At 71.3% G+C, this 22,010-nt stretch carries 24 protein-coding genes and 1 pseudogene; 11 read left to right on the top strand and 14 right to left on the bottom strand.

All coding sequences use genetic code 11. The features are described 5' to 3' along the window. Nucleotides 1-18: 18 nt before the first annotated feature. Nucleotides 19-297: pseudogene (locus tag LRS14_RS30740) on the bottom strand (methyl-accepting chemotaxis protein); the annotation flags it as partial. 330 nt (nt 298-627) lie between these two features. Here LRS14_RS30740 and LRS14_RS18490 point away from each other — a divergent pair. The 5 genes from LRS14_RS18490 to LRS14_RS18470 all read left to right on the top strand — a co-directional run bounded on the left by LRS14_RS18490 (nt 628) and on the right by LRS14_RS18470 (nt 6,901). Further along, nucleotides 628-969, top strand: a complete 342-nt coding sequence (locus LRS14_RS18490; protein ID WP_046112089.1) for a hypothetical protein — start codon at nt 628-630, stop codon at nt 967-969. A 177-nt stretch (nt 970-1,146) separates the two neighbouring features. Then, entirely contained in the window at nt 1,147-3,294 is a 2,148-nt protein-coding gene (locus LRS14_RS18485) for a TonB-dependent siderophore receptor (protein WP_257800591.1), read from the top strand. Between the two features lie 15 nt (nt 3,295-3,309). After that, nucleotides 3,310-4,056, top strand: a complete 747-nt coding sequence (locus LRS14_RS18480; protein WP_257800590.1) for an ABC transporter ATP-binding protein — start codon at nt 3,310-3,312, stop codon at nt 4,054-4,056. Then, nucleotides 4,053-5,531, top strand: coding sequence for a DUF3526 domain-containing protein (locus LRS14_RS18475; protein ID WP_257800589.1), 1,479 nt, complete (start codon nt 4,053-4,055; stop codon nt 5,529-5,531). The genes LRS14_RS18480 and LRS14_RS18475 overlap by 4 nt, the downstream gene beginning before the upstream one ends. Continuing rightward, nucleotides 5,528-6,901 carry a DUF3526 domain-containing protein gene (locus tag LRS14_RS18470; RefSeq protein WP_257800588.1) on the top strand — a complete coding sequence of 458 codons (1,374 nt, stop codon included), beginning with the start codon at nt 5,528-5,530 and terminating at the stop codon, nt 6,899-6,901. Before LRS14_RS18475 ends, LRS14_RS18470 begins: the two co-directional genes overlap by 4 nt. A 230-nt stretch (nt 6,902-7,131) precedes the next feature. On the opposite strand, the gene LRS14_RS18465 is transcribed toward LRS14_RS18470, so the two are convergent. The 4 genes from LRS14_RS18465 to LRS14_RS18450 form a co-directional block, all read right to left on the bottom strand. Next, nucleotides 7,132-7,827 (bottom strand): TerC family protein, encoded by a 696-nt coding sequence (locus tag LRS14_RS18465; protein ID WP_257800587.1) that lies wholly within the window; start codon nt 7,825-7,827, stop codon nt 7,132-7,134. Between the two features lie 27 nt (nt 7,828-7,854). After that, nucleotides 7,855-9,321, bottom strand: coding sequence for a sensor histidine kinase (locus tag LRS14_RS18460; protein ID WP_257800586.1), 1,467 nt, complete (start codon nt 9,319-9,321; stop codon nt 7,855-7,857). Then, the gene (locus LRS14_RS18455) at nt 9,308-9,982 is read right to left on the bottom strand and encodes a response regulator transcription factor (RefSeq protein ID WP_046112094.1); all 675 of its coding nucleotides are present in this window, start codon (nt 9,980-9,982) and stop codon (nt 9,308-9,310) included. The genes LRS14_RS18460 and LRS14_RS18455 overlap by 14 nt, the downstream gene beginning before the upstream one ends. Nucleotides 9,983-10,091: 109 nt before the next feature. Then, nucleotides 10,092-10,601: a cupin domain-containing protein gene (locus tag LRS14_RS18450; protein WP_257800585.1), complete on the bottom strand. Its 510-nt coding sequence runs from the start codon at nt 10,599-10,601 to the stop codon at nt 10,092-10,094. 204 nt (nt 10,602-10,805) lie between these two features. Here LRS14_RS18450 and LRS14_RS18445 point away from each other — a divergent pair, with 204 nt between their 5' ends. Then, nucleotides 10,806-11,255: a DoxX family protein gene (locus tag LRS14_RS18445; protein ID WP_257800584.1), complete on the top strand. Its 450-nt coding sequence runs from the start codon at nt 10,806-10,808 to the stop codon at nt 11,253-11,255. Nucleotides 11,256-11,297: 42 nt separating this feature from the next. On the opposite strand, the gene LRS14_RS18440 is transcribed toward LRS14_RS18445, so the two are convergent. After that, the gene (locus LRS14_RS18440) at nt 11,298-12,218 is read right to left on the bottom strand and encodes an SMP-30/gluconolactonase/LRE family protein (RefSeq protein ID WP_046112105.1); all 921 of its coding nucleotides are present in this window, start codon (nt 12,216-12,218) and stop codon (nt 11,298-11,300) included. A 10-nt stretch (nt 12,219-12,228) separates the two neighbouring features. Beyond that, nucleotides 12,229-13,191 (bottom strand): tripartite tricarboxylate transporter substrate binding protein, encoded by a 963-nt coding sequence (locus tag LRS14_RS18435; RefSeq protein ID WP_046112106.1) that lies wholly within the window; start codon nt 13,189-13,191, stop codon nt 12,229-12,231. 228 nt (nt 13,192-13,419) lie between these two features. Between LRS14_RS18435 and LRS14_RS18430 the strand changes: the two genes are divergently transcribed. From LRS14_RS18430 to LRS14_RS18410, 5 genes are all read left to right on the top strand, one after another. After that, nucleotides 13,420-14,796 carry an ATPase domain-containing protein gene (locus LRS14_RS18430; protein ID WP_259376790.1) on the top strand — a complete coding sequence of 459 codons (1,377 nt, stop codon included), beginning with the start codon at nt 13,420-13,422 and terminating at the stop codon, nt 14,794-14,796. A 14-nt stretch (nt 14,797-14,810) separates the two neighbouring features. Further along, nucleotides 14,811-15,254 carry a response regulator gene (locus tag LRS14_RS18425; protein ID WP_052736156.1) on the top strand — a complete coding sequence of 148 codons (444 nt, stop codon included), beginning with the start codon at nt 14,811-14,813 and terminating at the stop codon, nt 15,252-15,254. Nucleotides 15,255-15,424: 170 nt separating this feature from the next. Continuing rightward, the gene (locus LRS14_RS18420; protein ID WP_257800583.1) at nt 15,425-16,303 is read left to right on the top strand and encodes an SdiA-regulated domain-containing protein; all 879 of its coding nucleotides are present in this window, start codon (nt 15,425-15,427) and stop codon (nt 16,301-16,303) included. Between the two features lie 38 nt (nt 16,304-16,341). Next, on the top strand, nt 16,342-16,992 hold the full coding sequence (locus LRS14_RS18415) for a lamin tail domain-containing protein (RefSeq protein ID WP_257800581.1): 651 nt from the start codon (nt 16,342-16,344) through the stop codon (nt 16,990-16,992). An 86-nt stretch (nt 16,993-17,078) separates the two neighbouring features. Next, nucleotides 17,079-17,573 (top strand): GNAT family N-acetyltransferase, encoded by a 495-nt coding sequence (locus tag LRS14_RS18410; protein ID WP_157039474.1) that lies wholly within the window; start codon nt 17,079-17,081, stop codon nt 17,571-17,573. Here LRS14_RS18410 and LRS14_RS18405 read toward each other — a convergent pair. The 7 genes from LRS14_RS18405 to LRS14_RS18375 form a co-directional block, all read right to left on the bottom strand. Beyond that, entirely contained in the window at nt 17,565-18,233 is a 669-nt protein-coding gene (locus LRS14_RS18405; RefSeq protein ID WP_257800580.1) for a hypothetical protein, read from the bottom strand. The two genes, LRS14_RS18410 and LRS14_RS18405, sit on opposite strands and share 9 nt — an antisense overlap. Next, entirely contained in the window at nt 18,233-18,475 is a 243-nt protein-coding gene (locus LRS14_RS18400; protein ID WP_257800578.1) for a hypothetical protein, read from the bottom strand. Before LRS14_RS18400 ends, LRS14_RS18405 begins: the two co-directional genes overlap by 1 nt. 112 nt (nt 18,476-18,587) lie before the next feature. Further along, on the bottom strand, nt 18,588-19,346 hold the full coding sequence (locus LRS14_RS18395) for a DUF1521 domain-containing protein (protein ID WP_257800577.1): 759 nt from the start codon (nt 19,344-19,346) through the stop codon (nt 18,588-18,590). 112 nt (nt 19,347-19,458) lie between these two features. Further along, a complete protein-coding gene (sctT, locus tag LRS14_RS18390) occupies nt 19,459-20,259 on the bottom strand; it encodes a type III secretion system export apparatus subunit SctT (RefSeq protein WP_257800576.1) in 801 nt (266 codons plus the stop codon). A gap of 4 nt (nt 20,260-20,263) precedes the next feature. Beyond that, nucleotides 20,264-20,536 (bottom strand): type III secretion system export apparatus subunit SctS, encoded by a 273-nt coding sequence (gene sctS / locus LRS14_RS18385; protein WP_046112110.1) that lies wholly within the window; start codon nt 20,534-20,536, stop codon nt 20,264-20,266. A gap of 19 nt (nt 20,537-20,555) precedes the next feature. Next, nucleotides 20,556-21,203, bottom strand: a complete 648-nt coding sequence (gene sctR, locus LRS14_RS18380; protein ID WP_310733650.1) for a type III secretion system export apparatus subunit SctR — start codon at nt 21,201-21,203, stop codon at nt 20,556-20,558. Then, nucleotides 21,200-22,009: a hypothetical protein gene (locus tag LRS14_RS18375; protein ID WP_257800574.1), complete on the bottom strand. Its 810-nt coding sequence runs from the start codon at nt 22,007-22,009 to the stop codon at nt 21,200-21,202. The genes sctR and LRS14_RS18375 overlap by 4 nt, the downstream gene beginning before the upstream one ends. Nucleotide 22,010: the final 1 nt, after the last annotated feature.

Genomic DNA, 22,010 nt, shown 5'->3' with positions numbered 1-22,010 from the left:
GTCGCCGGCAAAGCGGCGGCTGTCGATTACCACGTCGATGTCGCCGGCATCGTGCTCGCGCGACATCTGGTTGAGCTCCGCCACCAGGCCCACCAGGTTGGCGCGCACCTGCTCGATGACCTCGTTGATGAAGGCCTTCTTGCACGGCAGCGCTTCCAGCGTGGCGTGGAAGTCGCCCTGGCCAAAGCGGCGCACGCATTCCAGCGCCTGCTTCTTCACCGCGATGTGGCTGCCCACCAGGGCATTGACCTGCTGGGCCAGCAGTCGGCCTTCGACTTCGAAGGCGTCCAGCGGCATCACCGCGTCGATGTCCCCGGCTTCGTGTGCACGGGCCATGCGCTGCGCTTCGGCCAGCAACTGCTGCAGCCGCTGCGCGGCGCCGTCGGCCTCCGCCTGCAGGCGCTGCAGCGCACGCCAGGCCTGCGAGCCCAGCACGGCGGCCACCAGCCAGGCGGCGGTGGTGCCAGCCCAGGCAGCGGCCAGTGGCATCAGCCCCGCGGCATGCACGGCCCAGGCTTTATTGGCTTCCGTTCGATTCGCACGCCCAGTCCGTCACGCGCCGCATCACCGATGGCCCTGAGCAAACTGTCTATTGAGATTTCGTTATCAACAGTATGATGCGTCGTGATGCGCAACCTGCTGTTGAAAACTGTGCTGCTGGCCATGTTCCTGAACATGGCCTTCGGCATGGCGCGGCATGAGGCCACGCATTGGCAGTCGGCCATCGCCGGCCTGCATGGCGCCGGCGACGAAGCACCGGCGCAGGAAGAAGATGCCGAGGGCGCCCATGCGCTGTGCGCCGCCTGCCATGCCCAAGCGCAGCTGGCCGATGGCGGGCCCGGGCCGGCCGCACCGCGGCTGCATCCGCCTGGCGCCACGACACCAGCCTTGCGCCCGCCGCCGCAACCGCTGCTGCCCAGCCCGGGGCGCTGGCGCTTTGCCTCGCGTGATCCGCCGCTGACGGCCTGAGGCCGCGCCGGCCCTCCGCCGGCTGCCCGCGAGCGTTCTCGCCGGCCACGGCCGTCCCGGCCCCGTCTTCATCGCCCCCAGCCCGCCGGCCGCCCCTGGTCGCGCGGCGGCGCTGCCCTGTTCACGCCAGTGCCGCGGCCTCATGCCGCGTGGCGCTTGCCCTCGTCCGTGCCCATCATGCTCATCGCATCCTTCGCCCGCCGCCTGCGGCCGGCCCCCGTGCCGCTGGTCCTGGCGGCCAGCCTTCTTTCATGCGCCCACGCCGCCCGGGCCCAGCCGGCGGAAACACCGTCGCAGGCCATCGAGGTCGTCGGCCGCAGCCAGTCGGGCGCCTACCACGGCGCCGAGGCCACCGGCGCCAAGTCCGAACTGCCGCTGCGCGAACTGCCGCAGTCGGTGCGCATCGTCACCCGGCAGGCCATCGACGACCTGGGCGCGACCCGGCTGGACGAGGTGCTGGACTATGTAGGCGGTGTCTCGCGGCAGAACAATTTCGGCGGCCTGTGGGACAACATCGCCATCCGCGGCCTGCCCGGCAACGAGAACACCGGCATGGCCACGCTGCTCAACGGCTTCTCGTCCAACCGCGGCTTCAATGCGCCGCGCGACCTGGCCGGCGTGGAGCGCATCGAGTTCCTCAAGGGCCCGGCCGCCGCGCTGTACGGCAGCAGCGAGCCCGGCGGTACGCTGAACATCGTGTCCAAGCGGCCGCTGTGGCGGCCGGCGCATTCGCTGGAAGGCTATCTGGGCAGCCACGGCCTGCGCCGCACCGCGCTGGACAGCACCGGCCCGCTGGGCGAGCGCCTGGCCTACCGGCTGAACCTGGCGATCGAGGACCGCGACAGCTTCCGCGACCATGTGCAGGCCAGCCGCCGCGTGCTGGCGCCGGCCTTTCGCTGGCAGCTGGACGACCGCACCACCATCGACTACGTGGGCGAGCTGCTGCGCCACCGCACGCCGCTGGACCGCGGCGTGGTGGCGGTGGATAACCGGCTGGGCGCCATCCCGCGCAGCCGCTTCCTCGGCGAGCCGGCCGACGGCGACGTGACGGTGGACAACCAGACCCACCAGCTGATGCTGTCGCATGAGTTGTCCGACCACTGGCAGGGCCGGCTGGGCCTGTCGGCGCGCCGCACCGGCATCGAGGGCTACTCCACCGAGCCCACCGCGCTGCGGCCCGACGGCAGCCTGACCCGGCAGCGCCGCTACCGCGACTTCGATTCGTCCGACCTGGCGCTGCAGGCCGAGCTGCAGGGCCGGCTGCGCACCGGCGGCCTGGCGCATGAGCTGCTGCTCGGCTTCGAGACCTTCCGCTTCCGGATGGACACGCTGATGCTGCGCGCCAATCCCAGCGCCGCCGCGCCCTATGCGATCGACATCTTCGATCCGGTGTACGGCCAGCCGCGGCCGGAGCCGCAGCCCCACACCAGCACGCTGGAACGGCAGCGCAACCATGCGCTGTACCTGCAGGACGTCATCACGCTGTCGCCACAGTGGCGGCTGGTGGCGGGCCTGCGCACGGACCACTACCGTCAGTCGCTGGACAACCGCCGCACCGGCACCCGGCAACAGCAAAGCCCGTCGGCCACTTCCCCGCGGCTGGGCCTGAGCTGGCTGCCCGGCCCGGGCTGGACGCTGTATGCCAATGCCGGCCGCTCCTTCCGGCCCAACGTGGGATCGGACGCCACCGGCAAGTCCTTCGATGCCGAGACCGGCCGCTCGCTGGAGCTGGGCGGCAAGTGGGAAAGCGCCGACCGCCGCCTGGGCGCTACCGCGGCGCTGTTCGACATCCGCAAGCGTCATGTGCTGACCTCCGACCCGTCGAATGCCGGCTTCTCGGTGGCCGCCGGTGCGGTGCGCAGCCGCGGGGCGGAATTCGACCTGGCCGGCCAGCTGGGCCGGCACTGGCGGCTGAATGCCAGCCTGGTGTTCAACGACGTGGAGATCACCCGCGACCAGCTCCTGGAGGTGGGCGGCCGCCTGCTCAACGTGCCCAAGGTCAACGGCAGCCTGCTGGCCGTGTATGAGCATGGCCTGGCCCACGGGCAGCGCTACGGCATCGGCGGCGGGGTGACCTACATGGGCCGCCGGCTGGGCCAGGCCCGCACGCAGGCGGAGGCCACCGCCGGCACGCCCGCCTTCGAGCTGCCGGCCTACACCACCGCCAAGCTCACCGCCTGGTGGCGCGCCACGCCCGCGCTGCGGCTGACGCTGGACGTGGACAACCTGTTCGACCGCGATCACTACACCAGCTCCTACAGCCGCGTGTGGGTCACGCCCGGCAGCGACCGCCATGTGACCCTGGGCCTGCAGGCCCGCTTCTGACTTGCAGGAAGCTTCATGACATCCACCCCCTCCTCCGCCCCGATGCCGGCCTTGCTCGCCACCGGCGTCACCGCCGGCCATGGCGGCCGCCCGGTCCTGCAGGGCCTGCACCTGTCGGTCGGCGCCGGCGAGATCTATGCCCTGCTGGGCGCCAACGGCGCCGGCAAGACCACCACGCTGAGCCTGTTCCTGGGCTTCGTGCAGCCGGTGCAGGGCCGCGTGCAGGTGCTGGGCATCGACCCGGTGGCCCAGCCATCGGCCGCACGCCGCCAGCTGGCCTACATCCCTGAGAACGTGGCGCTGTACGGGCAGCTCAGCGCCCGCGAGAACCTTGCCTACCTGCTGGACCTGGCCGGGCAGCCGGCAGCGCCGGCGCGCATCGACCGGGCGCTGGCCGATGCCGGCCTGCAGGCCGATGCCCATGCGCGGCCGGTGGCCGGCTTCTCCAAGGGCATGCGGCAGAAGGTGGCCATCGCGCTGGCACTGGCGCGCCAGGTGCCGGCGCTGCTGCTGGACGAACCCACCTCGGGCCTGGATCCGCAATCCAGCGCCGAATTCAGCCGCCTGCTGCTGCGGCTGCGTGCGCAGGGCGTGGCAGTGCTGATGGTCACGCACGACCTGCTGGGCGCCGCCGACGTGGCCGACCGCATCGGCTTCATCGAGCACGGACGATTGCGCGAGGAAGTGGCCGCCACCGGCTGCGAGCGCTTCGACGTGCGCCAACTGCACCGCCGCCATGCGGCGCAGGAGGCACGGCCATGAACCAGGCCATCCCGCTGACCGAAGGCGGCGTCCGCCGGCAGGCATCCCCGGCCGTCGTGTGGCGCATCGCCCGCCATGAATGGCGGCTGCTGCGGCGCGACCGCGTGGCCGTGCCGGCTTTGGCGCTGCTGCTGCTGCTGGCGGTGACTGCGCTGTTCACCGCCTGGGAGCACCGCCGCAGCGCGGATGCCGAGCGCAGCCGCTACCAGGCCCAGGTGCACCAGGAGTTCGAGTCGCAGCCCGACCGCCACCCGCACCGCATGGTCCATTACGGCCACTTCGTGTTCCGGCCGCTGGCGCCGCTGGCGGCCTTCGAGGCCGGCGTGGACAGCTACACCGGCCACACGCTGTACCTGGAAGGCCACCGGCAGAACAGCGCCAACTTTGGCGACGTGCGGCAGTCGTCGCTGCTGCTGCGCTTCGGCCAGCTCACGCCGGCCTTCGTGCTGCAGGTGCTGGCGCCGCTGGTGCTGGTGATCGTGGGGCATGCCAGCCTGGCGCGCGAGCGCGAATCGGGCACCCTGCGGCTGCTGCTGGCCCAGGGCGTGCGGCCGGGTCGGCTGCTGGCCGGCAAGATGCTGGCGCTGGCCGGCGCGGCCGGCTTGATGCTGCTGCCCGCTGCGCTGGGGCTGGGCGCGGCAACCCTGTCCGGCGCGGCGCCGGCCAGCCTGGGGCTGGCCTGGCTGGCCGCGCATGCGGCCTGGCTGCTGCTGTGGGTGATGGCCGTGGTGGCCACCTCCACCGCCCTGGCCCGCGGCCGCGACGCGCTGATGCTGCTGCTGGCTGCCTGGGCCGTGGTCGTGGTGCTGCTGCCCCGGCTGGCGGCGGAGGTGGCCGCTTCCACCCGGGCGCTGCCCACCCGCTTCGAGACGGACATCACTGTGGCGCGCGAGCTGGCCGCGCTGGGCGACAGCCACGATCCCGACGACCCGTATTTCGCCGACTTCCGCAGGCAGGTGCTGGCGCAGTACGGCGTGAGCCGGGTGGAGGATCTGCCGGTGAACTACAAGGGCCTGCTGGGCATGGAAGGCGAACGCCTGACCAGCGCGCTGTTCGACCGCCATGCCGCCGCCGGCTTCGCGCTGCAGGCAGCGCAGCTGCGCACGGTGGACGCGCTGGCCTGGGCCGGCCCGGTGATCGCGCTGCGCCGCATCTCCATGGCCGTGGCCGGCACCGACCTGGCCAGCTACCGCAGCTTCGTCGAGCAGGGCGAGCAGTTCCGCTACCGCATGGTGCAGGCGCTCAACCGGCTGCAGGCCGACAAACTGCCGTATGCACAGGACCGCTCCAGCCGCGACGTGCGCATCGGCCGCGAGCACTGGCACGGCCTGGCGGACTTCCGCTACCAGCCCGCGCCGCCGGCCGAGGTGCTGCGCCAGGCGCTGCCCGCGGCCGCGGTGCTGCTGGCCTGGCTGGCCGGGCTGGGCCTGCTGCTGCGGGCGCTGGCCGGCCGCCTGGGCAGGAGCGTGCGATGAGCGGCCTGATGCACGAGGCGCGGCTGCTGCTGCGCGCCCGCACCGCAGGCGCCGCGCTGGTGCTGCTGCTGGTGCTGTCCAGCCTGGCGGTGCTGGCCGGCAGCCGCGAGGTGGCCCGGCAGCGCCACCTGCAGCAGCACCTGGTGCAGTTGCAGCAGCAGTCGCTGCAGGCGCAGGCCCCGCGGCTGACCCGCAGCGGCGACGTCGGCAGCGCGGCCTACTACACCTTCCATGCCACCTGGGACCCGCCTTCCAGCGCCGCCTTCCTGGCGCTGGGGCTGCGCGATGCGTCGCCCCATGTGCTGCGAGTGCGCGCGCTGGCGCTGCAGGCGCAGCTGCATGAGGGCGAGACCTTCAATCCCGAGCTGGCCCTGGCCGGGCGCTTCGACTACGCCTTCGTGCTGGTGTACCTGGCGCCGCTGCTGCTGATCGCGCTGCTGCATGACCTGGTCTCGGCCGAGCGCCATGCCGGCCGGCTGGGCCTGCTGCTGTCGTTGCCCGGCGGTACCGGCCGACGGCTGTGGCTGCGCCGCGCCGGCTTGCGCAGCGCCCTGGCGGTGGCCTGCCTGGCCTTGCCGGTGCTGGCGGGCGGGCTGTACCACGGCTGCGGCGCGGCCACGCTGGCCGGTGTGCTGCTGGCCACCGCGGCGTACATCGCCTTCTGGGCCGGCCTGTCGCTGGTAGTGGCTTGCCGTGCCGCCGGCTCGGTGGCCAGCGCCACCCGACTGGTGGGCGCCTGGGTGCTGCTCACGCTGCTGCTGCCCACGCTGGCCCAGTCGGTGCTGGCGCGCATGGTGCCGGTACACCAGGGCGTGCAGCTGATGCTGGCGCAGCGGCAGGCGGTGCACGGCGCCTGGGACGAGCCGCGCGAGGCCACGCTCGAACGCTTCTTCCGCAGCCACCCGCAATGGCGCGACACCGCGCCGCTGCCCACCGGCTTCCACTGGAAGTGGTATTTCGCCTTCCAGCAGCTGGGCGATGAGCAGGTGGCGGCGCAGTTCGCCGACTACCGCGCGAGCCTGCAGGCCCGCCAACGCTGGACCGCCTGGCTCGGCGGCCTGCTGCCCGGCGTGGGCCTGCAGGCCGCGCTGCACCGCCAGGCGCACACCGACCTGCTGGCCCAGCTCGCCTACCAGGACGCCATCGCCACCTTCCACCAGCGGCTGCGCGAGCACTACTACCCCTACCTGTTCCGGGACAGCCGCTACGGCTCGGCGGACTTCGCGGCGCTGCCGCGCTTCCAGCCGCCAGCGCGGGCGGAGGATGCGCCGGTGGGATCGTGGCTGGGGCTGGTGCTGGCAGCGTTGCTGGCGCTGGCAGCGGGCGTGCGCTGCGCGGGCCAGGTGAGGATGTGGATGCGGACGGGCTAGCAGCGCAAGGCGCCGTCCTACGGCCGATGCGGGCGCCGCACGACAGCGCCCGCCACCGGTCTGCCGCACCATGCAGCACGTCTACAGGAGAACGACATGCTGGGATCTTTGCTGCGATTCGGAATCAAGATGGGCGTGCTGAGCTGGGTCTTCAAGAAGGTGACCGGCGCCGGCAAGGTTGCCGGCCGCGGCGCCCCGCGCCGCTACTGACGACCCGGACCCCGCGCGGCTCAGGCCGCCGTGGGGTCCGCGCCCGGCGCCGGCTGGCGGCTGGTGAGCCACTTGCCCACCAGCACCACGCCGATGGCGCCCAGGGCCGGCACCAGGGTGTGCAGCACATGGCGCTGCTGCGCCCAGTCGGCGATGGCGGGATCGGACACCGCCATCTCGCCGGCCACCCAGCCCAACAGGCCCGCGCCCAGCGTCACGATGACCGGCAGGCGCTCCATCAGCTTGAGCAGCAGCGTGCTGCCAAAGATGATCAGCGGGATGCTGACCACCAGGCCCAGCACCAGCAGCGTCACGTTGCCCTTGGCCGCGGCCGCCACGCCCACCACGTTGTCCAGGCTCATCACCAGGTCGGCCACCACGATGGTCTTGATGGCCGCGCCCAGGCTCGCATGGCCCTGCAGCTCGTCGTCCGCATCGCCGCCCTTGAGCAGCCCCACGCCGATCCACAGCAGCAGCACCGCGCCCACCAGCTTCAGGTAGGGCAGCGTCAGCAGGTACACCGCGAAGAAGGTGAGCACCACGCGCAGCACGATGGCGCCCACGCTGCCGAAGAGGATGGCCTGCTTCTGCTGCGCCGGCGCCAGCGAGCGCGAGGCCATGGCGATGACCACGGCGTTGTCGCCGCTCAGCACGATGTTGATGAGGATGATCTGCGCCAGCGCAAGCCAGAAATCGGGATGGGTCAGGACCGCCACGTTGCCTCCACGTTGTAGCCCCGCAGGCTACGTGGATGCGCTGTCAGCAGCCTGTCCGAAAGCTGTCAGCGAGCTGACAGCCGCCAGCGGGAAGAACACGCTGAAGGTGTTGCCCACGCCGTCGACGTCGTCCTCCAGCGTGATGCGCGCGCCGTGCATCAGCGCGATCTCGCTGACGATAGCCAGGCCCAGGCCGCTGCCGTCCTGCTGCGTGCCCAGCAGGCGGTGGAAGCGCTCGAAGATGCGCGCCCGCTCCGCCACCGGGATGCCGGGGCCGTCGTCGCTGATGGCCAGCCGGCACTGGCCGCCCTCGGCCGCGGCCACCCGCACCGTCACCCGGCCGCCGCAGGCGCTGTAGCGGATGGCGTTGTCGATCAGGTTGTTGATCAGCTCGCGCACGCGGTCGCCGTCGGCATGGATGACCAGCGGCTGCGGCGCGCCCTCGAAGCCCAGGTCGATCTGGCGCTTGAGCGCCTGCGGCACCCATTCCATGCTGACCTCCAGCGCATGGGCATTGAGGTCCAGCGGCCGCAGCTGCACCGCATCCAGCGCGCCGGGCTCGTTGCGCGCCAGCGAAAGCAGCTGCCGCACCAGCCGCGCCAGCCGGTCCACGCTGATGGACAGCTGCTGCAGCGAATGGCGCACCCGCTGTGGATCGGCCTCGCGTTGGGCCAGCTCGATCTGCGCCTTCAGGCCGCTGACGGGCGTCTTCAGCTGGTGGGCCGCATCGGCCACGAAGCGGTTCTGGAAATCGAAGGTCTTGCCCAGCCGGCCCATGAGGTCGTTGACTTCATCCACCAACGGCCGCACCTCGCCCGGCACGCCATGGGTGGCGATGGGGCTGAGGTCCAGGTGCGAGCGGCCGGCCAGCGCTCGGCGCAGGCGCTGCAGCGGCTGCAACGCATGGGCCACGCCGAACCACACCACCGCGGTGGCCATCACGATGAGCAGCAGCTGCGGCAGCACCACGTTGGCCACCATCTCCCAGGCAAAGCGGTTGCGCTTGTGCAGCGTCTCGGCCACCTGCACCAGCACCTGCGCCGGCGGCGCGGACGGCGTGGCCTCGGTGGGCATCCAGGCCACCAGCATGCGCACCGGCTCGCCCTGCAGCTGCTGGCGGCTGTAGCGCGGCGCGGTGTCCGTGGGCGGCGCTGCCGGCGTGGCAGCGGGCAGCTCCCCCAGGCTGCCGAGCACGGTGCCGTCGGCGCTGGTCACGCGGTAGTACACGCGGTCGTCGGCATCGCCCAGCAGCAGGCGGCCCGCGGCATCGGACAGCTCCAGCCGCGCCCGGCCGGCGGCATCGCGCTTGACATGCAGCGCCATCTCGCGGCCCACCTCGTGCAGCGCGCGGTCGTAGGCCAGGTCGGAGAAGCGCAGCGCATTCCAGTAGGCCGCCGCCGAATCCAGCACCAGCAGCAGTAGCAGCGGGCCCAGCAGCCAGGCCAGCAGCTGGCGGCGCAGCCAGGGCTCGCGCCGGGCGTCAGGCCGGCCCATCGCCACGGTCCATCAGGTAGCCCATGCCGCGCACGGTGCGGATCTCGCAGCCCAGCGGTTCCAGCTTCTTGCGCAGCCGGTACACGTTCACCTCGATCGCGTTGTCGCCCACCTCGTCGCCCCAGCCGTAGAGGTGGTTGACCATCTGCTCCTTGCTCACCACGCGGCCGGCGCGCATCAGCAGCAGCTCCAGCACCGCCAGCTCGCGCGGCGACAGCTCCAGCGGGCGCTTGTCGAAGAACACGCGGCGGGCCACGGTGTCCAGCCGCAGCAGGCCCAGCTCCAGGTCGGGCGTGGTGTTGTGGCTGCGGCGCAGCAGGGCCCGCACCCGCGCTTCCAGCTCGGGCAGGTCGAAGGGCTTGGCCAGGTAGTCGTCGGCGCCCAGGTCCAGTCCGCGCACGCGGTCGTGCACGCTGTCCAGCGCGGTGAGCATCAGCACCGGCACCGTGGACTTGCGCGCCCGCAGCCGCTGCAGAACCTCCAGCCCGCTCAGGCCCGGCAGGCCGATGTCCAGGATGGCGAGGTCGTACAGGCCCAGGCTCAGGGCATGGTCGGCCTGCTCGCCGGTGGCCACCACGTCCACCGCATGGGCCGCCTGCACCAACGTGCGCGACAAGGCATCGGCCAGCACCTTGTCGTCTTCCACCAGCAGTATGCGCATGGTGCGGCACCTTAACCCAGGCGGCGGCGCAGGGCGGCCGGCTCCCGGTCACCCGCCGAGGGCCGGCAGCCGAGGCCCGGCGGGCCCTGCGGGCCGGTGCCACCCGCCTTCACGACCCCGAAGGGTCGGGCGGCTCGGTGCGCTCGCCGTCGTAGTAGTCCACCGCCGCGCCGCGGCGGTACAGGCCGCGCAGCCGCGGTGCTCCGGGCGTGCGGGCGGACACGCCGACCTTGTCGGAATCGGGGTACTCGCATACGTCCAGCTCCGCCTGGTTCGACAAAGCCAGGTAGCGCATGGTCACGCGGCCGGTGTTGATGATCTGGTGCGCCACCTCGGGCCCGCCGGTGGGGCAGGCCACCACGTCATGCGGCCGCAGCGGAAAGCGCTGGTCGCCGAAGCGCAGCTCGCCCTCGCCTTCCAGGATGACGAACACCTCCTCCTCGGCACGGTGCGCATGGAAGGGGCACTGCGCCTTGCCCGGCGGCAGCTCGGTCAGGTTGTACCCCAGCTGCCGGGCGCCGATGGATGCGCTGAACAGCGCCCTGCGCGAGCAGTAGTAGCCGTTGTCCTCGATGTCGTCGAACTCGACGTCGGCCAGGTTGATGAGGGGCTTGGGCACGGGCGTCTCCATCGCAGGTCTCCATCGCAAGGCGGGGCCTCGTCCAGCAAATGCCGGGCCCGGCCCGCGCACCCATCGGCGCCGCAGATGGATGCCATCGAAACGTTCTGGCTTCCCGGCAAGGCCGCCTGTTCCTACGCTTCGTCCATCGGGTTCAAGCAAGCCGATCCCCCTGCAACCCACCATCCCTCAAGGAGTTTCCTCATGCAATCGACCTACTCGCGCAACTCGTCCACCTCCCTGCAGCTGTCGGTGCTGCCGCTGGTGGCCCGCCTGCTCGTCGCAGCCATCTTCCTGGTCAGCGGCTTCGGCAAGCTGATGGCCCCGGGCGGCACCATCGGCTACATCGCCTCGGTGGGCCTGCCGCTGCCGGAGTTGGCCTATGCCGGCGCGCTGATCGCCGAACTGGGCGGCGGCCTGCTGCTGGTGCTGGGCTACCGCACCCGCTGGGTGGCGGCCGCGCTGGCGGCCTTCTCGGTGGTCTCGGCCCTGCTGTTCCACAGCGCCCTGGCCGACCAGAACCAGATGTTCCACTTCCTGAAGAACCTGGCCATGGCCGGCGGCCTGCTGCAGTTCGTCGCCTTCGGCGGTGGCGGCTTCAGCCTGGATGAGCGCAAGCCCGCGCTGAGCGGCGCGCTCGGCGCCGCGCGCTGAAGCATCCATGGCCGACGTGTCAGCCAGACCCGTCGGGCCTAGTCAGGCCCCGCTGGCCACCGGAAGGCCGGCCGCGTCCATTTCGGCGTGCAGCACGCAGCCGGTGGTCGACTCGGTGCAGAACAGGCTGCGGCGCCCGGGGCCGCCAAAGGCCACGTTGGTGAGCGATGCGCCCGCCGGGCTGCGCAGCACCAGCACCGGCTCGGCACGCGGGTTCAGCACCCAGGCAAGGCCCAGGCCGGGATTGGCCACCACCAGCCGGCCCTGCTCGTCCATCGCCAGGCCATCGGGGCCGCTCGGTCCGTACGAGGTGAAGAACGCGCTCACCTTCGACACGCTGCCATCGGCCTGCAGCGGCACCCGCCACACCTGGTTGGCCCGTGTGACCGCCACGAACAGCACGCGCTCGTCGGCCGACAGCACCAGGCCGTTCGGGCTGGGCACGTTGTCCAGCAGCAGGTCGAGCTGCCCGTTGCGCCGCAGCCGGAAGACACGGCCGGTCGGGTCGTGCAGGCCGGTCTGCCCCTGGTCGGTGAAGTAGAGGTTGCCGCCGCGGTCGAAGCACAGGTCGTTGGGGCCCTTGAAGCGCTCGGAGTTGCGCCGCTCCAGCAAGGGCGTCACCTGCCCGCTGCGCACGTCGATCCGCATCAGGCCGTTCCTGTAGTCGGCCACCACCAGCGTGTGGGCATCCAGGAACTTCATGCCGTTGGGCTCGCCGTCGTATTCGGCGACCAGGCTCCAACGGCCTTGCGGGTCGATGCGGAACACGCGGCCGAACGGGATGTCGGCCACGTAGAGCATGCCGTCGGCGTCGAACACCGGCGCCTCGAGGAAGCTGTCCACCGGCTCGCCGCCGCGGTTCGCGTCGGCCCAGGCGGAGCGCACGCCGGTGCGCCGGAATTCGTCCGGCAGCCGAGTGAACACTTCCGCGTCGCGGACCTCCGGGGTCTTCAGCAGGAACATGATGCCGACCTCATTCCTTCTCGAACGACGAATGTGCCGCCACCTTGCCCCAGTAGGTGGTGCTGTCGTTCAGCATCCGGGCGAACACCTCGGTGCCGGCGCTGTTCGGCTGCGCGCCCAGGCCGTCCGCATAGGCCTTGAAGTCGGCCGATGCCACGGCCGCCGCCACTTCCTTCTGCAGCCGCTCCATCACCGGCGCGGGCGTGCCCTTGGGGGCCCACAGGCCGGAGAACTGGATGACGCTGAAGTTCTTCAGCCCGGCCTCGGCGAAGGTGGGCGTGTCGGCCAGCGACGGCACCCGCTTGTCGCCGCTGATGGCCAGCAGGCGCGCCTTGCCGCCCTTGACCTGGCCAATCACGCCGGGCGTGGACGCCATCTGGAAATCGATGGTGCCCGACAGCAGCGCCAGCGTCGCCTCGCCCGCGCCCTTGAACGGCACATGCAGGAACTTCACGTCGGCGGCGATGCCCAGCGCCTCGCTCGAGAAATGCGGCGTGGTGCCTGCGCCGCCGGTGCCGTAGGTCAGGCCGCCCTTGTTGGCACGGGCCGCGGCCAGCAGGTCCTGCAGCGTCTTGTACTTGGAGTCCTGCGACACCACCAGCGCCATCGGCGCCGTCATGAAGGTGCTGACCGGCACCAGGTCCGCGCGGTGGTCGAAGGGCAGCTTCTTGAAGATGTGAGGCAGCAGCGAGTAGGTGCTGTCGTTGGCCATCAGCGTATAGCCGTCCGGCGCCGAACGTGCCACCTCCGAAGCGCCGATGGTGCCGGTGGCCCCGGCCTTGTTCTCCACGTAGAAGGTCTGCCCGGTCTGCTCGGTGAGCTTCTGCGCGATCTTGCGGGTGACCGCATCCACGGCCCCGCCGGGTGCATAGGGCACGACGATGCGCACGGACTTGGCGGGATAGGTCTGGGCCCCTGCCAGCGCCGACAGGCTGAGCAGGAAGGCACCGGCGGCGATGCGGAAAGCGGTCATGGGTCAGTCTCCTTTCGAGGGGGGTGCAGCGTCTGGCGACGTCTTCGAGGGGCGGTGGACTCCCAGTATTGGATCGCTCGCGCCGACGGTCCAATCAATACTTCCTTCGGAAGCATCAATCGGACTTTTGCATTCGCCGCCTCCGTACGCGCCGCCGCCAGGGCCGCGGCGACATGTCACACTTTGGGCCACCCGATGCGCCTGCCGTACCCATGACACTGAAAAAGACTGCCCACCGCCATCGATGGACTCGACGACATCCTGCAAGGTGGCTTGTTCGAAGGCGGCGTCTACATCTTCGAAGGCCCGCCCGGCGTCGGCAAGACCACGCTGGCCAACCAGATCGCCTACGGGCTGGTGCAGCGCAGGCAGCGCACGCTGTACGTGACCATGCTCACCGAATCCCATGCCCGCATGCTCCAGCACATGGAGCACCAGGTGTTCTTCGAGCAGCAGCATGTCAATGCCAGCGTGTTCTATGTCAGCGCCTACGGCGAACTGGAACAGGGCGGGCTGCGTGCCGTGATCGGCCTGCTGCAGGGCGAGCTGCTGCGCAGCCGCGCCGCCTTGCTGGTGATCGACGGCCTGGTGGTGGAACAGCGCGGCCTCAGCGGGGACAGCGTGCGCCAGTTCGTGCACGAGCTGCAGAGCCTGGTCAGCGCGATGTCCTGCACCTGCCTCATCCTGACCAGCGGCACCGGCAATGCCCTGAGCGCGGAGCAGACGATGGTGGACGGCATCTTCACCTTCGAGGACCACGGCTTCCATTGGCGGGCGGAACGGCGCATGCAGGTGCGCAAGTTCCGCGGCAGCCAGATCATCCGCGGCAGCCACACTTTCTGCATCTCGCGGCGCGGGCTGCAGTTCTTCCCGCGGCTGGAAAGCCTGCCGATGCGCGACGAACCGGCCACGCTCGGCGGCGGTGCGGTGTCCACTGGCCTGCCGGCGTGGGATGCCATCCTACGTGCGGGCGGGCTGCTGGCCGGCAGCGCTTCCGTGGTGATCGGCCATAGTGGAGCCGGGAAAACCACCCTGGCGCTGGCCTTCGCCGCGGCCTCCTCGCTGTCGCAGCCAGGGTTGCTGCTGGCCGGCACCGAGTTCGGCGGCGACCTTCGCCGCACCGGCGACCAGCTGGGGCTGGGGCTGGGGCAGGCACTGGATGCCGGCGCACTGACGATAGAACACCTGGGGCATGAGGACGAGTCGATGGACGAGATGGGGCACAAGCTGCTGCGGCTGGTCGACGAGCGCCACATCCGGCGGGTGGTGGTCGACGGGCTCGAGGGTCTGGCCGACACGCTGGCCTTCCCCGAGCGCGGCTACCGCTTCCTGGGCCGGCTGCTGACCGAGCTGAAGCAGCGCGGCGTCACCTCGCTGTTCACCGTCGATCCCGCGGCGTTGGCCGTGGCCGGCGGCACCGGCCTGGCCGAGGGCGTGGTCGGCCGGTTCGACAACGCCTTCGTGTTCCGCCACCACGCCGCCGCCGGTGCCACTGAAGCCAGCCGCACCCTGAGCGTGGCCAAGGTGCGCGGCACGCAGCCCAGCCAGGCCTCGGTGGATGTGCAGCTCGCGCTGCTCGATGCCGAACGACCGTCAAGCCACTGAGCCGGGATGTCTCGATGAAGCTGGTTCTGATCGTCGAGGATGAATTCGGGAATCGCGAAGTGCTGCAGCTGCTGCTCGAGGCCGAGGGCTTTCGAACCCATGCGGTTTCCAACGGCCGGGCCGCGCTCGATTTCCTGGCCGGCGAAGTGCCGGCCGTGATCCTGTCGGACTTCATGATGCCGACGATGAACGGCGCCGAGCTGTGCGCGGCCGTGCGGCGCGATCCGGCGCTGTGCGAGCTGCCGTTCGTGTTCATGAGCGCCACCAGCGAGTCCATCGTGCGCCAGGCCTGCCGCGACTACGACGCCTTCCTGGTCAAGCCGTTCGACATCGATTCGCTGCTGCTGCTGGTCCGGCGCCTGGCCGAAAGCGGCCGGCCGCGGTCGCCGACCAGCGAAGAGGTGGGCGATTCGATGCGCCACCTGCTCAAGGGCATCGAGCTGCCGCCGACCAGCTAGGAATCCGCGCGGCAGAAGCCGCCTGCGACGCTGCTCAGCGTGCGCCAAGTACCGCCATGCGCCGCATGGTTCAGCGCCATGCGGACTCCTGCGGGCTTGCCGCACCGGGCTGAGTGACACGCGCATGACATGAACCGGGGACATGCTGACGGAAAACGTCAGGAGGTTCCATGAATTCACGTTCCCCCGCCGCCCGTGCGCTCACCGGCCTGGTCGCCACGTTGTTGCTCGGCACCGCCGGCGCCGCGTCGGCCGCACTCGACCTGGGGCGCTACAGCCTCACGTCCACCTTCGCGCTGCCGACGTCGACCGCTTCGGAGTCGTCGGCCATCACCTGGAACTGGGACACGCAGACGCTGTTCGTCCTGGGCGACGAAGGCGAGTACATCACCGAGGTCACCACCACCGGCGCGGTGGTGGGCAGCATGCGGCTTTCCGGCTTCAGCGACACCGAGGCGCTGACCTACACCGGCCAGGGCCGCTTCGTGATCGGCGAGGAACGGCTGCAGGACGTGTACCAGCTCACCTACCAGGCCAACGGCACCGCCACCCGCGGCGCCCTCAAGTCGGTGTCGCTGGGCGACACCGTGGGCAACATCGGACTGGAAGGCATCTCGTACGAGCGCAGCACGGGCCAGTTCTTCACCGTGAAGGAGAAGAGCCCGCAGGCGGTGCAGTTCGGCCAGATCGACTTCGATGCCGGCACGCACACGATGACCTCCCTGTTCACGCCCAACCTGGGCGTGCTCGACCTGTCGGACGTGCAGGTGCTGCCCTCCTCCGGCAACCTGCTGGTGTTCAGCCAGGAATCGGGCCGGCTGCTGGAAGTCTCGCGCAGCGGGGTGGTGCTCAGCAGCCTCGACTTCAGCGCCATCAGCAGCACCACGGAAGGCGTGACCATCACCGCCGACGGCACCATCTTCCTCACCGACGAGACCCCCAACATCTACATGCTGACGGCCGCGCCGGTGCCTGAGCCGGCCACCTATGCGCTGATGCTGTGCGGCGTGGCGGCCATCGGCTGGACGGCGCGCCGCCGCCTCGGCTGAGCACGACCCGGTTCCTGCAAACCAACTCCGAGACCATTATGAAGACTTCCCTGCCCTTGCTGCTGTCGCTGGCCGCCGGCGCGGCCCAGGCGGCCCCCAGCGTGGCCATCACCGAATGGATGTACCGCGGCGGCGTCGGCGAGTTCGTCGAGTTCACCAACGTGGGCAACCAGGCCATCGACCTGGCCGGCTGGAGCTTCGACGACGAATCGCGCCTGCCCGGCGTGCTGGACCTGTCGGCCTTCGGCACGCTGGCGGCCGGCGAATCGGTGCTGATCACCGAGGCCGACGCCGCGGTGTTCCGCAGCGACTGGAACCTGTCGTCCACCGTCAAGGTGATCGGCAACTACACCAACAACCTGGGCAATGGCGACGAGATCAACCTCTTCGACGCGGCCGGCACGCTGGTCGACCGCCTGACCTACGACAGGTCGGTGGTCACCAGCGACGTGAGCGGCCGGCCCGGCAGCAGCGCGGTGCTGGGAGCCAACCAGGTCTCCGGCTGGGTGTTGTCCGCCGTCGGCGACAGCGAAGGCTCCTGGCGCTCCGCCGCCGGCACCATCGGCAGCCCCGGCAGCACCCAGTTCGCCTCCCCGGTGCCCGAACCGGGCACCTATGCGCTGATGCTGGCCGGCGGCGCGCTGGTGGGCGCCCTGGCGCGCCGGCACCGGCCGCAGGCCCGCTCGTAGCCCACAGGCGCACCCCCCATGGGGGCGATACAGGCCGCGACCGGTGTTGCCTAGAGTGAGAACCATTCTCACTGAGGGAGTTGCTGTTGTTCGCCGTCACACACACCCTGGCGTCTCCGATCCGGCCGGTGCCGGCCAGCGAGCATGCCGAGCTGGTGCACGTCTGGGAGAAGAGCGAGTTCGAACTGCTGAGCGGCCACGGCATGGCGGCGCTGTACGGCTGCGCCCATGCCGTGCGGCGGCAGCTGCTGGAGGTGTCCAGCGTGCAGGCCTACTACACCGCGCGCGGCCGGCCGGTGGCCTTCGTGGCGCTGGCCGAGGCACAGGTGGTGCTGCTCGACGTGTTGCCGGACTACCGCAACCAGGGCCTGGGCACGGCGCTGCTCGAATGTGCGGTCGGGCGGCTGCAGGCTTCGTTCGTGGAGCTGCCGGAGGCCTGGCCGGCGGCCCTGGCGTTCTACCGCGGCCGGGGTTTCCGGCGCGTCGGCCCGTCCTTCCAGGGCCTGTTCCGCGGCCGCCCGCAGACGCTGCTGCGGCTGGAGCACACCCACGAGCCCGGCCGCAGCCTGCGCTCACGCTGAGCGCAGCAGCAGGCCGCCCGCAGGCGGCGGTCGCCGACCGTCGACGGACTGCATGAAGGCCTGCACCGCCTGGGCCGCGCCCGGCCCGCTGCCGTCGTGCCAGCCATCGGCCAGGGCCTGCAGCCCCGCGCGGGTGTCACGCGACAACACGCCGCTGATGGGGTCCTGCGCCACCATCCGCAGCCGCGCGCGGTAGGCCTCGCGCGCCAGCGGGGCATGCGCCAGCAGCCCCAGCAGCCGGCCCAGCGAGGCGGTGAAGGCGGCCTGCCGCGCCGAGGGCGGGCCATCGGCCTGCACTTGCCAGGCACACAGGTATTCGATGGGGCCCAGCGGCTCGCCGCCGCCCCGCAACGCGCCTGGAGCGCCCGGCACTGCACCCCACGCCGGCCGGCGGCCGCTAGGCAGTCGGCCCTGCGCCAAGGCGTCCACCAGGGCCTGCGCCACCGCGGCCTGCGCCGCGCCGCTGCCATGTTCGGCCACCACACACAGCACCTTGAGGAAGGCGGGATAGAGCTGCTGGCCCAGGGCATCGCACAGGCGTTCCAGCAGCTCCACCCGGTCCGACGCGCCTTCGGCATGCGCGCAGCCGTCGATCAGCAGCTGGGCCGCGCCGGCCCAGTCGGGCGCGGGGCGCAGCACCAGCGGCTCGGCGCCATGCATCAGCGGCCCGCCTCGGTGCCGGTGGGCAGCAGGGCCGCGGCAAACTGCCGCTCCATCGCGTCGATCGACAGCCGCGCCGACCGCGGTCCGGCCTGCAGCAGCAGGCCGCCCACGCCGTCGTCGGCCAGCAGCCACTGCTCGATCGTCGGGGCCGACACCGCCGCCGACCCATGGCCGGCCGACAGCCGGGCCGCTGCGGCCGGAGCGGCGGTTGAAAGCGTGGAAAGGGCGTGCAGGCTCATGTCGTCACCAGGTACTGGCGGACCAGCTTAGGCAGCCGGCCCGGCGGCGCACAGCCCGGGCGTGCCCCAGCTGGGGTGGACCCCAGCGTGGCCGCGGCGCGGTGGGCGACGGTCAATCGGCATGGGCGCGGAACCAGCCGGTGGTCTCCGGCCGGTGCGTGAGCACGAAGCCCTGGCGCGAGCGGGCCTCGGCCTGCCCTTCCATGCCGCCCGCCAGCGCGCCAAGGAAGAGGATGGACATCAGGCCGCCCATCTGCCGGAAGGCTTCGGCGTACTGCGCCTGCAGCGCGCCGCCCTTCTTCAGGTCGGTCTCGTGGATGTACTGCTGGTCGACGCGGCGGACCTGCCCGGACCCGTCCAGCGCCAGGAAGCCGCTGCCGAAGCGGTTCTCGTGCAGCACGTTGCCGTCGTCCACCGCCAGGTCGGCCAGGCGGCCCCAGCCGGTGGCTTCCTCGAACTTCAGGTCGCCGCGGGTGTTGCTGTCGATGCCGCTGACATGCACCGCGTAGTCGTCGTTGGTGATGGTGACCTTGGACGACACCGTGGCCTCGGCACTGCCCTGCCAGGGCGTGGTCTCGATCGTCACCTTGGTGCCGTCGTCCAGCGCGAAGGTGGTGGTGCCCCAGAAGTCGAAGGCATGCCGGCCGTCGATCTCCACATGCGGGTCGCCCCAGATGCGGTAATCCTCGCCGGTGGCCTTGTTGGCGATGTGCACCTGGTTGTTGTCGTCCATCGTGATGCGGTAGCGGTCGTTCTCGAACTGCACCTTGCCGCCCACCATCGTGGTGGCGGCGTGGGTGGGATTGCCGGCATCGGCGGCACGGTAGGCGGCCGATGCGGCCGCTTGGGCGCCGGCGGAAGACAGGTTCATGGCGAGGCTCCTGAAGGTGTTCTTGGAAGCCCGCACTTGAGCATGCGGCCGGCCGCGGCGCATGCCGGGGCGCACCCGAGCTGGGGTCGGCCGCACGGCCGGTCGGCGCCGGTCAGGGCGTGACGAACAGCCGCGCCAGCGTGGGCAGCACGGCGGCGATGCGCCGGGCGAGTTCATCGGCGAAGCCCTGCACCAGCGTGCCCAGCAGCAGCAGCCAGATGGCGGTGGCGGCCAGCGCCTTCAGCGACATCGACAGCGCGATGACGTTGAGCTGCGGCGCGAAGCGGTTGACCAGCCCCAGCGCCAGGTCCACCGCGAACATCACCACCAGCGCCGGCGCGGCCAGCAGGAAGGCCAGCGCCATCAGCTCATGCAGGTAGCCCTCGAACACCGACAGCCCCTGCAGCCGCGGCACCAGCCCGGGCTGGGCCAGGGGCCAGGCGCGGAAGCTCTCCAGCAGCACGCCGATGAACAGCATGAAGCCGCCGCCGAACATGAATAGGAAGCCGGCCAGCCGGCCCAGCAGCGCGCCGGTGACCGACACCTGCTGGCCCGACATCGGGTCCATCAGCTGGCCATTGCCCACCGCCACCTTGGTGTCGACGATCTGGCCCGCGGCCTCGAAGGCCCACAGAAAGGCCGCCAGGCCAAAGCCCAGCGCCAGGCCCAGCACCGCCTCACGCCCGAACAGCAGCAGCCACTGCCAGGCGCCGAAGCTGCCCAGCGCCACCGTGGGCTGCAGCGCCAGCGTCAGCGTGCCCAGCGACAGGAAGATGGCATTGCGCACCAGCGCCGGCACCGTGTCGGGCGCCAGCACCGGCAGCAGCAGGAAGGCCACCGCGATGCGGGTGCTGGCCAGGCCCACCAGCAGCGCCGCATCGCCCAGCGGGCCGATGGCTTCGAACGGGCCCATGCGCTCAGCGCCTGACCATGCCGGCGAAGCCGCTCATCACCGTGTCGGTGTACTGCAGCAGCGTGCCGCCCAGCAGCGAGGCGGTGAGGAAGATCGTCACCACGATGGCGAAGAACTTGGCCGCGTACTGGAAGGTCTGCTCCTGGATCTGCGTGGCCGCCTGCAGGAAGGCGATCAGCAGCCCGACCAGCGCGGCCACGATCACCGGCGGGGCGGACAGCAGCAGCACCAGCCACAGTGCCTGGTAGGTGAGCTGCAGGGCTTCGGTCTGCATCATCGGTGGCGGCTCCTTTCGGTCATGCGTAGGACAGCACCAGCCCGTGCACCAGCTTGATCCAGCCGTCCACCAGCACGAACAGCAGCAGCTTGAAGGGCAGCGACACGGTGGTGGGGGTGAGCATCTGCATGCCCATGGACATCAGGATGTTGCTGATCACCAGGTCGATCACCAGGAAGGGCAGGAAGATCAGGAAGCCGATCTGGAAGGCGGTGGACAGCTCGCTCACGGTGAAGGCGGGCAGCACCACGATGAAGTCGCGCTCGGTGACCTGGGCGGCGCGGTCGGCGCTGAGCGACTTCTGCGCGGTGCGGTGGAAGAAGGCCCGCTCGCGCGGATGCGAGTGCTTGATGAGGAATTCGCGCAGCGGCTCCTTCGCGCGGTCGGCCGCGGCCATCAGCGATTCGGTGCTGCTGCCCAGGCCCTGCACGCTGCCCACCCGCTCGCCCATCTGCTGGCCGACCGGGTACATCACGTACAGGCTGAGCACGATGGCGATGCCGTTGAGCACCACGTTGGGCGGCACCTGCTGCAGGCCCAGCGCGTTGCGCAGCAGGCTGAGCACCACGATGATCTTGGTGAACGAGGTGACCATCACCGCGACGAAGGGTGCCAGCGCCAGCACGATGACCGTGACCAGCGCCGAAGAGGGCGAGAACTGGGTCAGGTCCATGCACTGCTCCCGTCCGCCGGCAGCAGCAGCGCCGCGCCCTGCAGCACCGGCACGATGCGGCCCACGCGATCGACGCCCGGCCCGAGCAGGCGGGCCTGGCCATCGGCCCCGCGGGGCTGCGGCGGCATGGACGCCTGGCCCTCCTCCGCCGGCCAGCCCAGCAGCGCTGGCAGCGGCAGGCGCCAGGGCTCGTCGAGCAGCACGCGCCAGCCCGCGGCGCCCTCCTCGTCCACGCCCGGCAGCGGCTGCGGCGCGGCCGGCGACACGCTGATGGCACTGCCCGGCCCGCCCCAGCTCCCGGACCAGGCCAGGCCGTGCGCGGCCCACAGCAGGCGCAAGGACCAGCGCGGTTCGAAGGCGCCCGGCAGCAGCAGCGCCCCGCCGCCGTCGACACCGCCGCAGGCTGGCGGCGGCAGCGCATCCTGCGCATAGGCCGCCACTTCCACCTGCAGCGCCAGCACCGGCCAGCGAAGCAACCCCGGCGGTGGCGGCGCCTGCTCGGCCAGCCAGGCCAGCGGCAGCTGCAGCCGCAGGCCGGACGGCGTGTCCACCAGGTCACCGGCGTGCACGGTGACGGCCGGCGCCTGCGGGGCGGCCGGCGCAGCTTCGTCCAGGGCCAGCGGCTGCGGATCGAGCCCGGTGCCGCACCAGGCCTCCAGCGCACCCAGCAGCGGCTCGCAGGACGCCAGCGCCTGCGCCAGGGCCACCGCATCGGGTGGCTGCGGCGCGGCTGCGGAGGCCGGCAGTTCGATCAGCAGGCGGCCCGCGCCCAGTGCACAGCCATATCGCCAGTACGCCACC

Origin of the sequence: Aquincola sp. J276 (assembly GCF_024700035.1) — a bacterium.
Lineage (GTDB): Bacteria > Pseudomonadota > Gammaproteobacteria > Burkholderiales > Burkholderiaceae_C > Aquincola > Aquincola tertiaricarbonis.
Note: the sequence above shows the minus strand (reverse complement) of the source record. Positions and strands in the feature narration are given on the sequence as shown.

Excerpts from the sequence above, each read along its gene's own strand:
- LRS14_RS18490 (WP_046112089.1), top strand. The coding sequence starts at position 628 with ATGCGCAACCTGCTGTTGAAAACTGTGCTGCTGGCCATGTTCCTGAAC.
- LRS14_RS18485 (WP_257800591.1), top strand. The coding sequence starts at position 1,147 with ATGCTCATCGCATCCTTCGCCCGCCGCCTGCGGCCGGCCCCCGTGCCG.
- LRS14_RS18480 (WP_257800590.1), top strand. The coding sequence starts at position 3,310 with ATGACATCCACCCCCTCCTCCGCCCCGATGCCGGCCTTGCTCGCCACC.
- LRS14_RS18475 (WP_257800589.1), top strand. The coding sequence starts at position 4,053 with ATGAACCAGGCCATCCCGCTGACCGAAGGCGGCGTCCGCCGGCAGGCA.
- LRS14_RS18470 (WP_257800588.1), top strand. The coding sequence starts at position 5,528 with ATGAGCGGCCTGATGCACGAGGCGCGGCTGCTGCTGCGCGCCCGCACC.
- LRS14_RS18460 (WP_257800586.1), bottom strand. The coding sequence starts at position 9,321 with ATGGGCCGGCCTGACGCCCGGCGCGAGCCCTGGCTGCGCCGCCAGCTG.
- LRS14_RS18455 (WP_046112094.1), bottom strand. The coding sequence starts at position 9,982 with ATGCGCATACTGCTGGTGGAAGACGACAAGGTGCTGGCCGATGCCTTG.
- LRS14_RS18445 (WP_257800584.1), top strand. The coding sequence starts at position 10,806 with ATGCAATCGACCTACTCGCGCAACTCGTCCACCTCCCTGCAGCTGTCG.
- LRS14_RS18440 (WP_046112105.1), bottom strand. The coding sequence starts at position 12,218 with ATGTTCCTGCTGAAGACCCCGGAGGTCCGCGACGCGGAAGTGTTCACT.
- LRS14_RS18435 (WP_046112106.1), bottom strand. The coding sequence starts at position 13,191 with ATGACCGCTTTCCGCATCGCCGCCGGTGCCTTCCTGCTCAGCCTGTCG.
- LRS14_RS18425 (WP_052736156.1), top strand. The coding sequence starts at position 14,811 with ATGAAGCTGGTTCTGATCGTCGAGGATGAATTCGGGAATCGCGAAGTG.
- LRS14_RS18420 (WP_257800583.1), top strand. The coding sequence starts at position 15,425 with ATGAATTCACGTTCCCCCGCCGCCCGTGCGCTCACCGGCCTGGTCGCC.
- LRS14_RS18415 (WP_257800581.1), top strand. The coding sequence starts at position 16,342 with ATGAAGACTTCCCTGCCCTTGCTGCTGTCGCTGGCCGCCGGCGCGGCC.
- LRS14_RS18405 (WP_257800580.1), bottom strand. The coding sequence starts at position 18,233 with ATGCATGGCGCCGAGCCGCTGGTGCTGCGCCCCGCGCCCGACTGGGCC.
- LRS14_RS18400 (WP_257800578.1), bottom strand. The coding sequence starts at position 18,475 with ATGAGCCTGCACGCCCTTTCCACGCTTTCAACCGCCGCTCCGGCCGCA.
- LRS14_RS18395 (WP_257800577.1), bottom strand. The coding sequence starts at position 19,346 with ATGAACCTGTCTTCCGCCGGCGCCCAAGCGGCCGCATCGGCCGCCTAC.
- sctT (WP_257800576.1), bottom strand. The coding sequence starts at position 20,259 with ATGGGCCCGTTCGAAGCCATCGGCCCGCTGGGCGATGCGGCGCTGCTG.
- sctS (WP_046112110.1), bottom strand. The coding sequence starts at position 20,536 with ATGATGCAGACCGAAGCCCTGCAGCTCACCTACCAGGCACTGTGGCTG.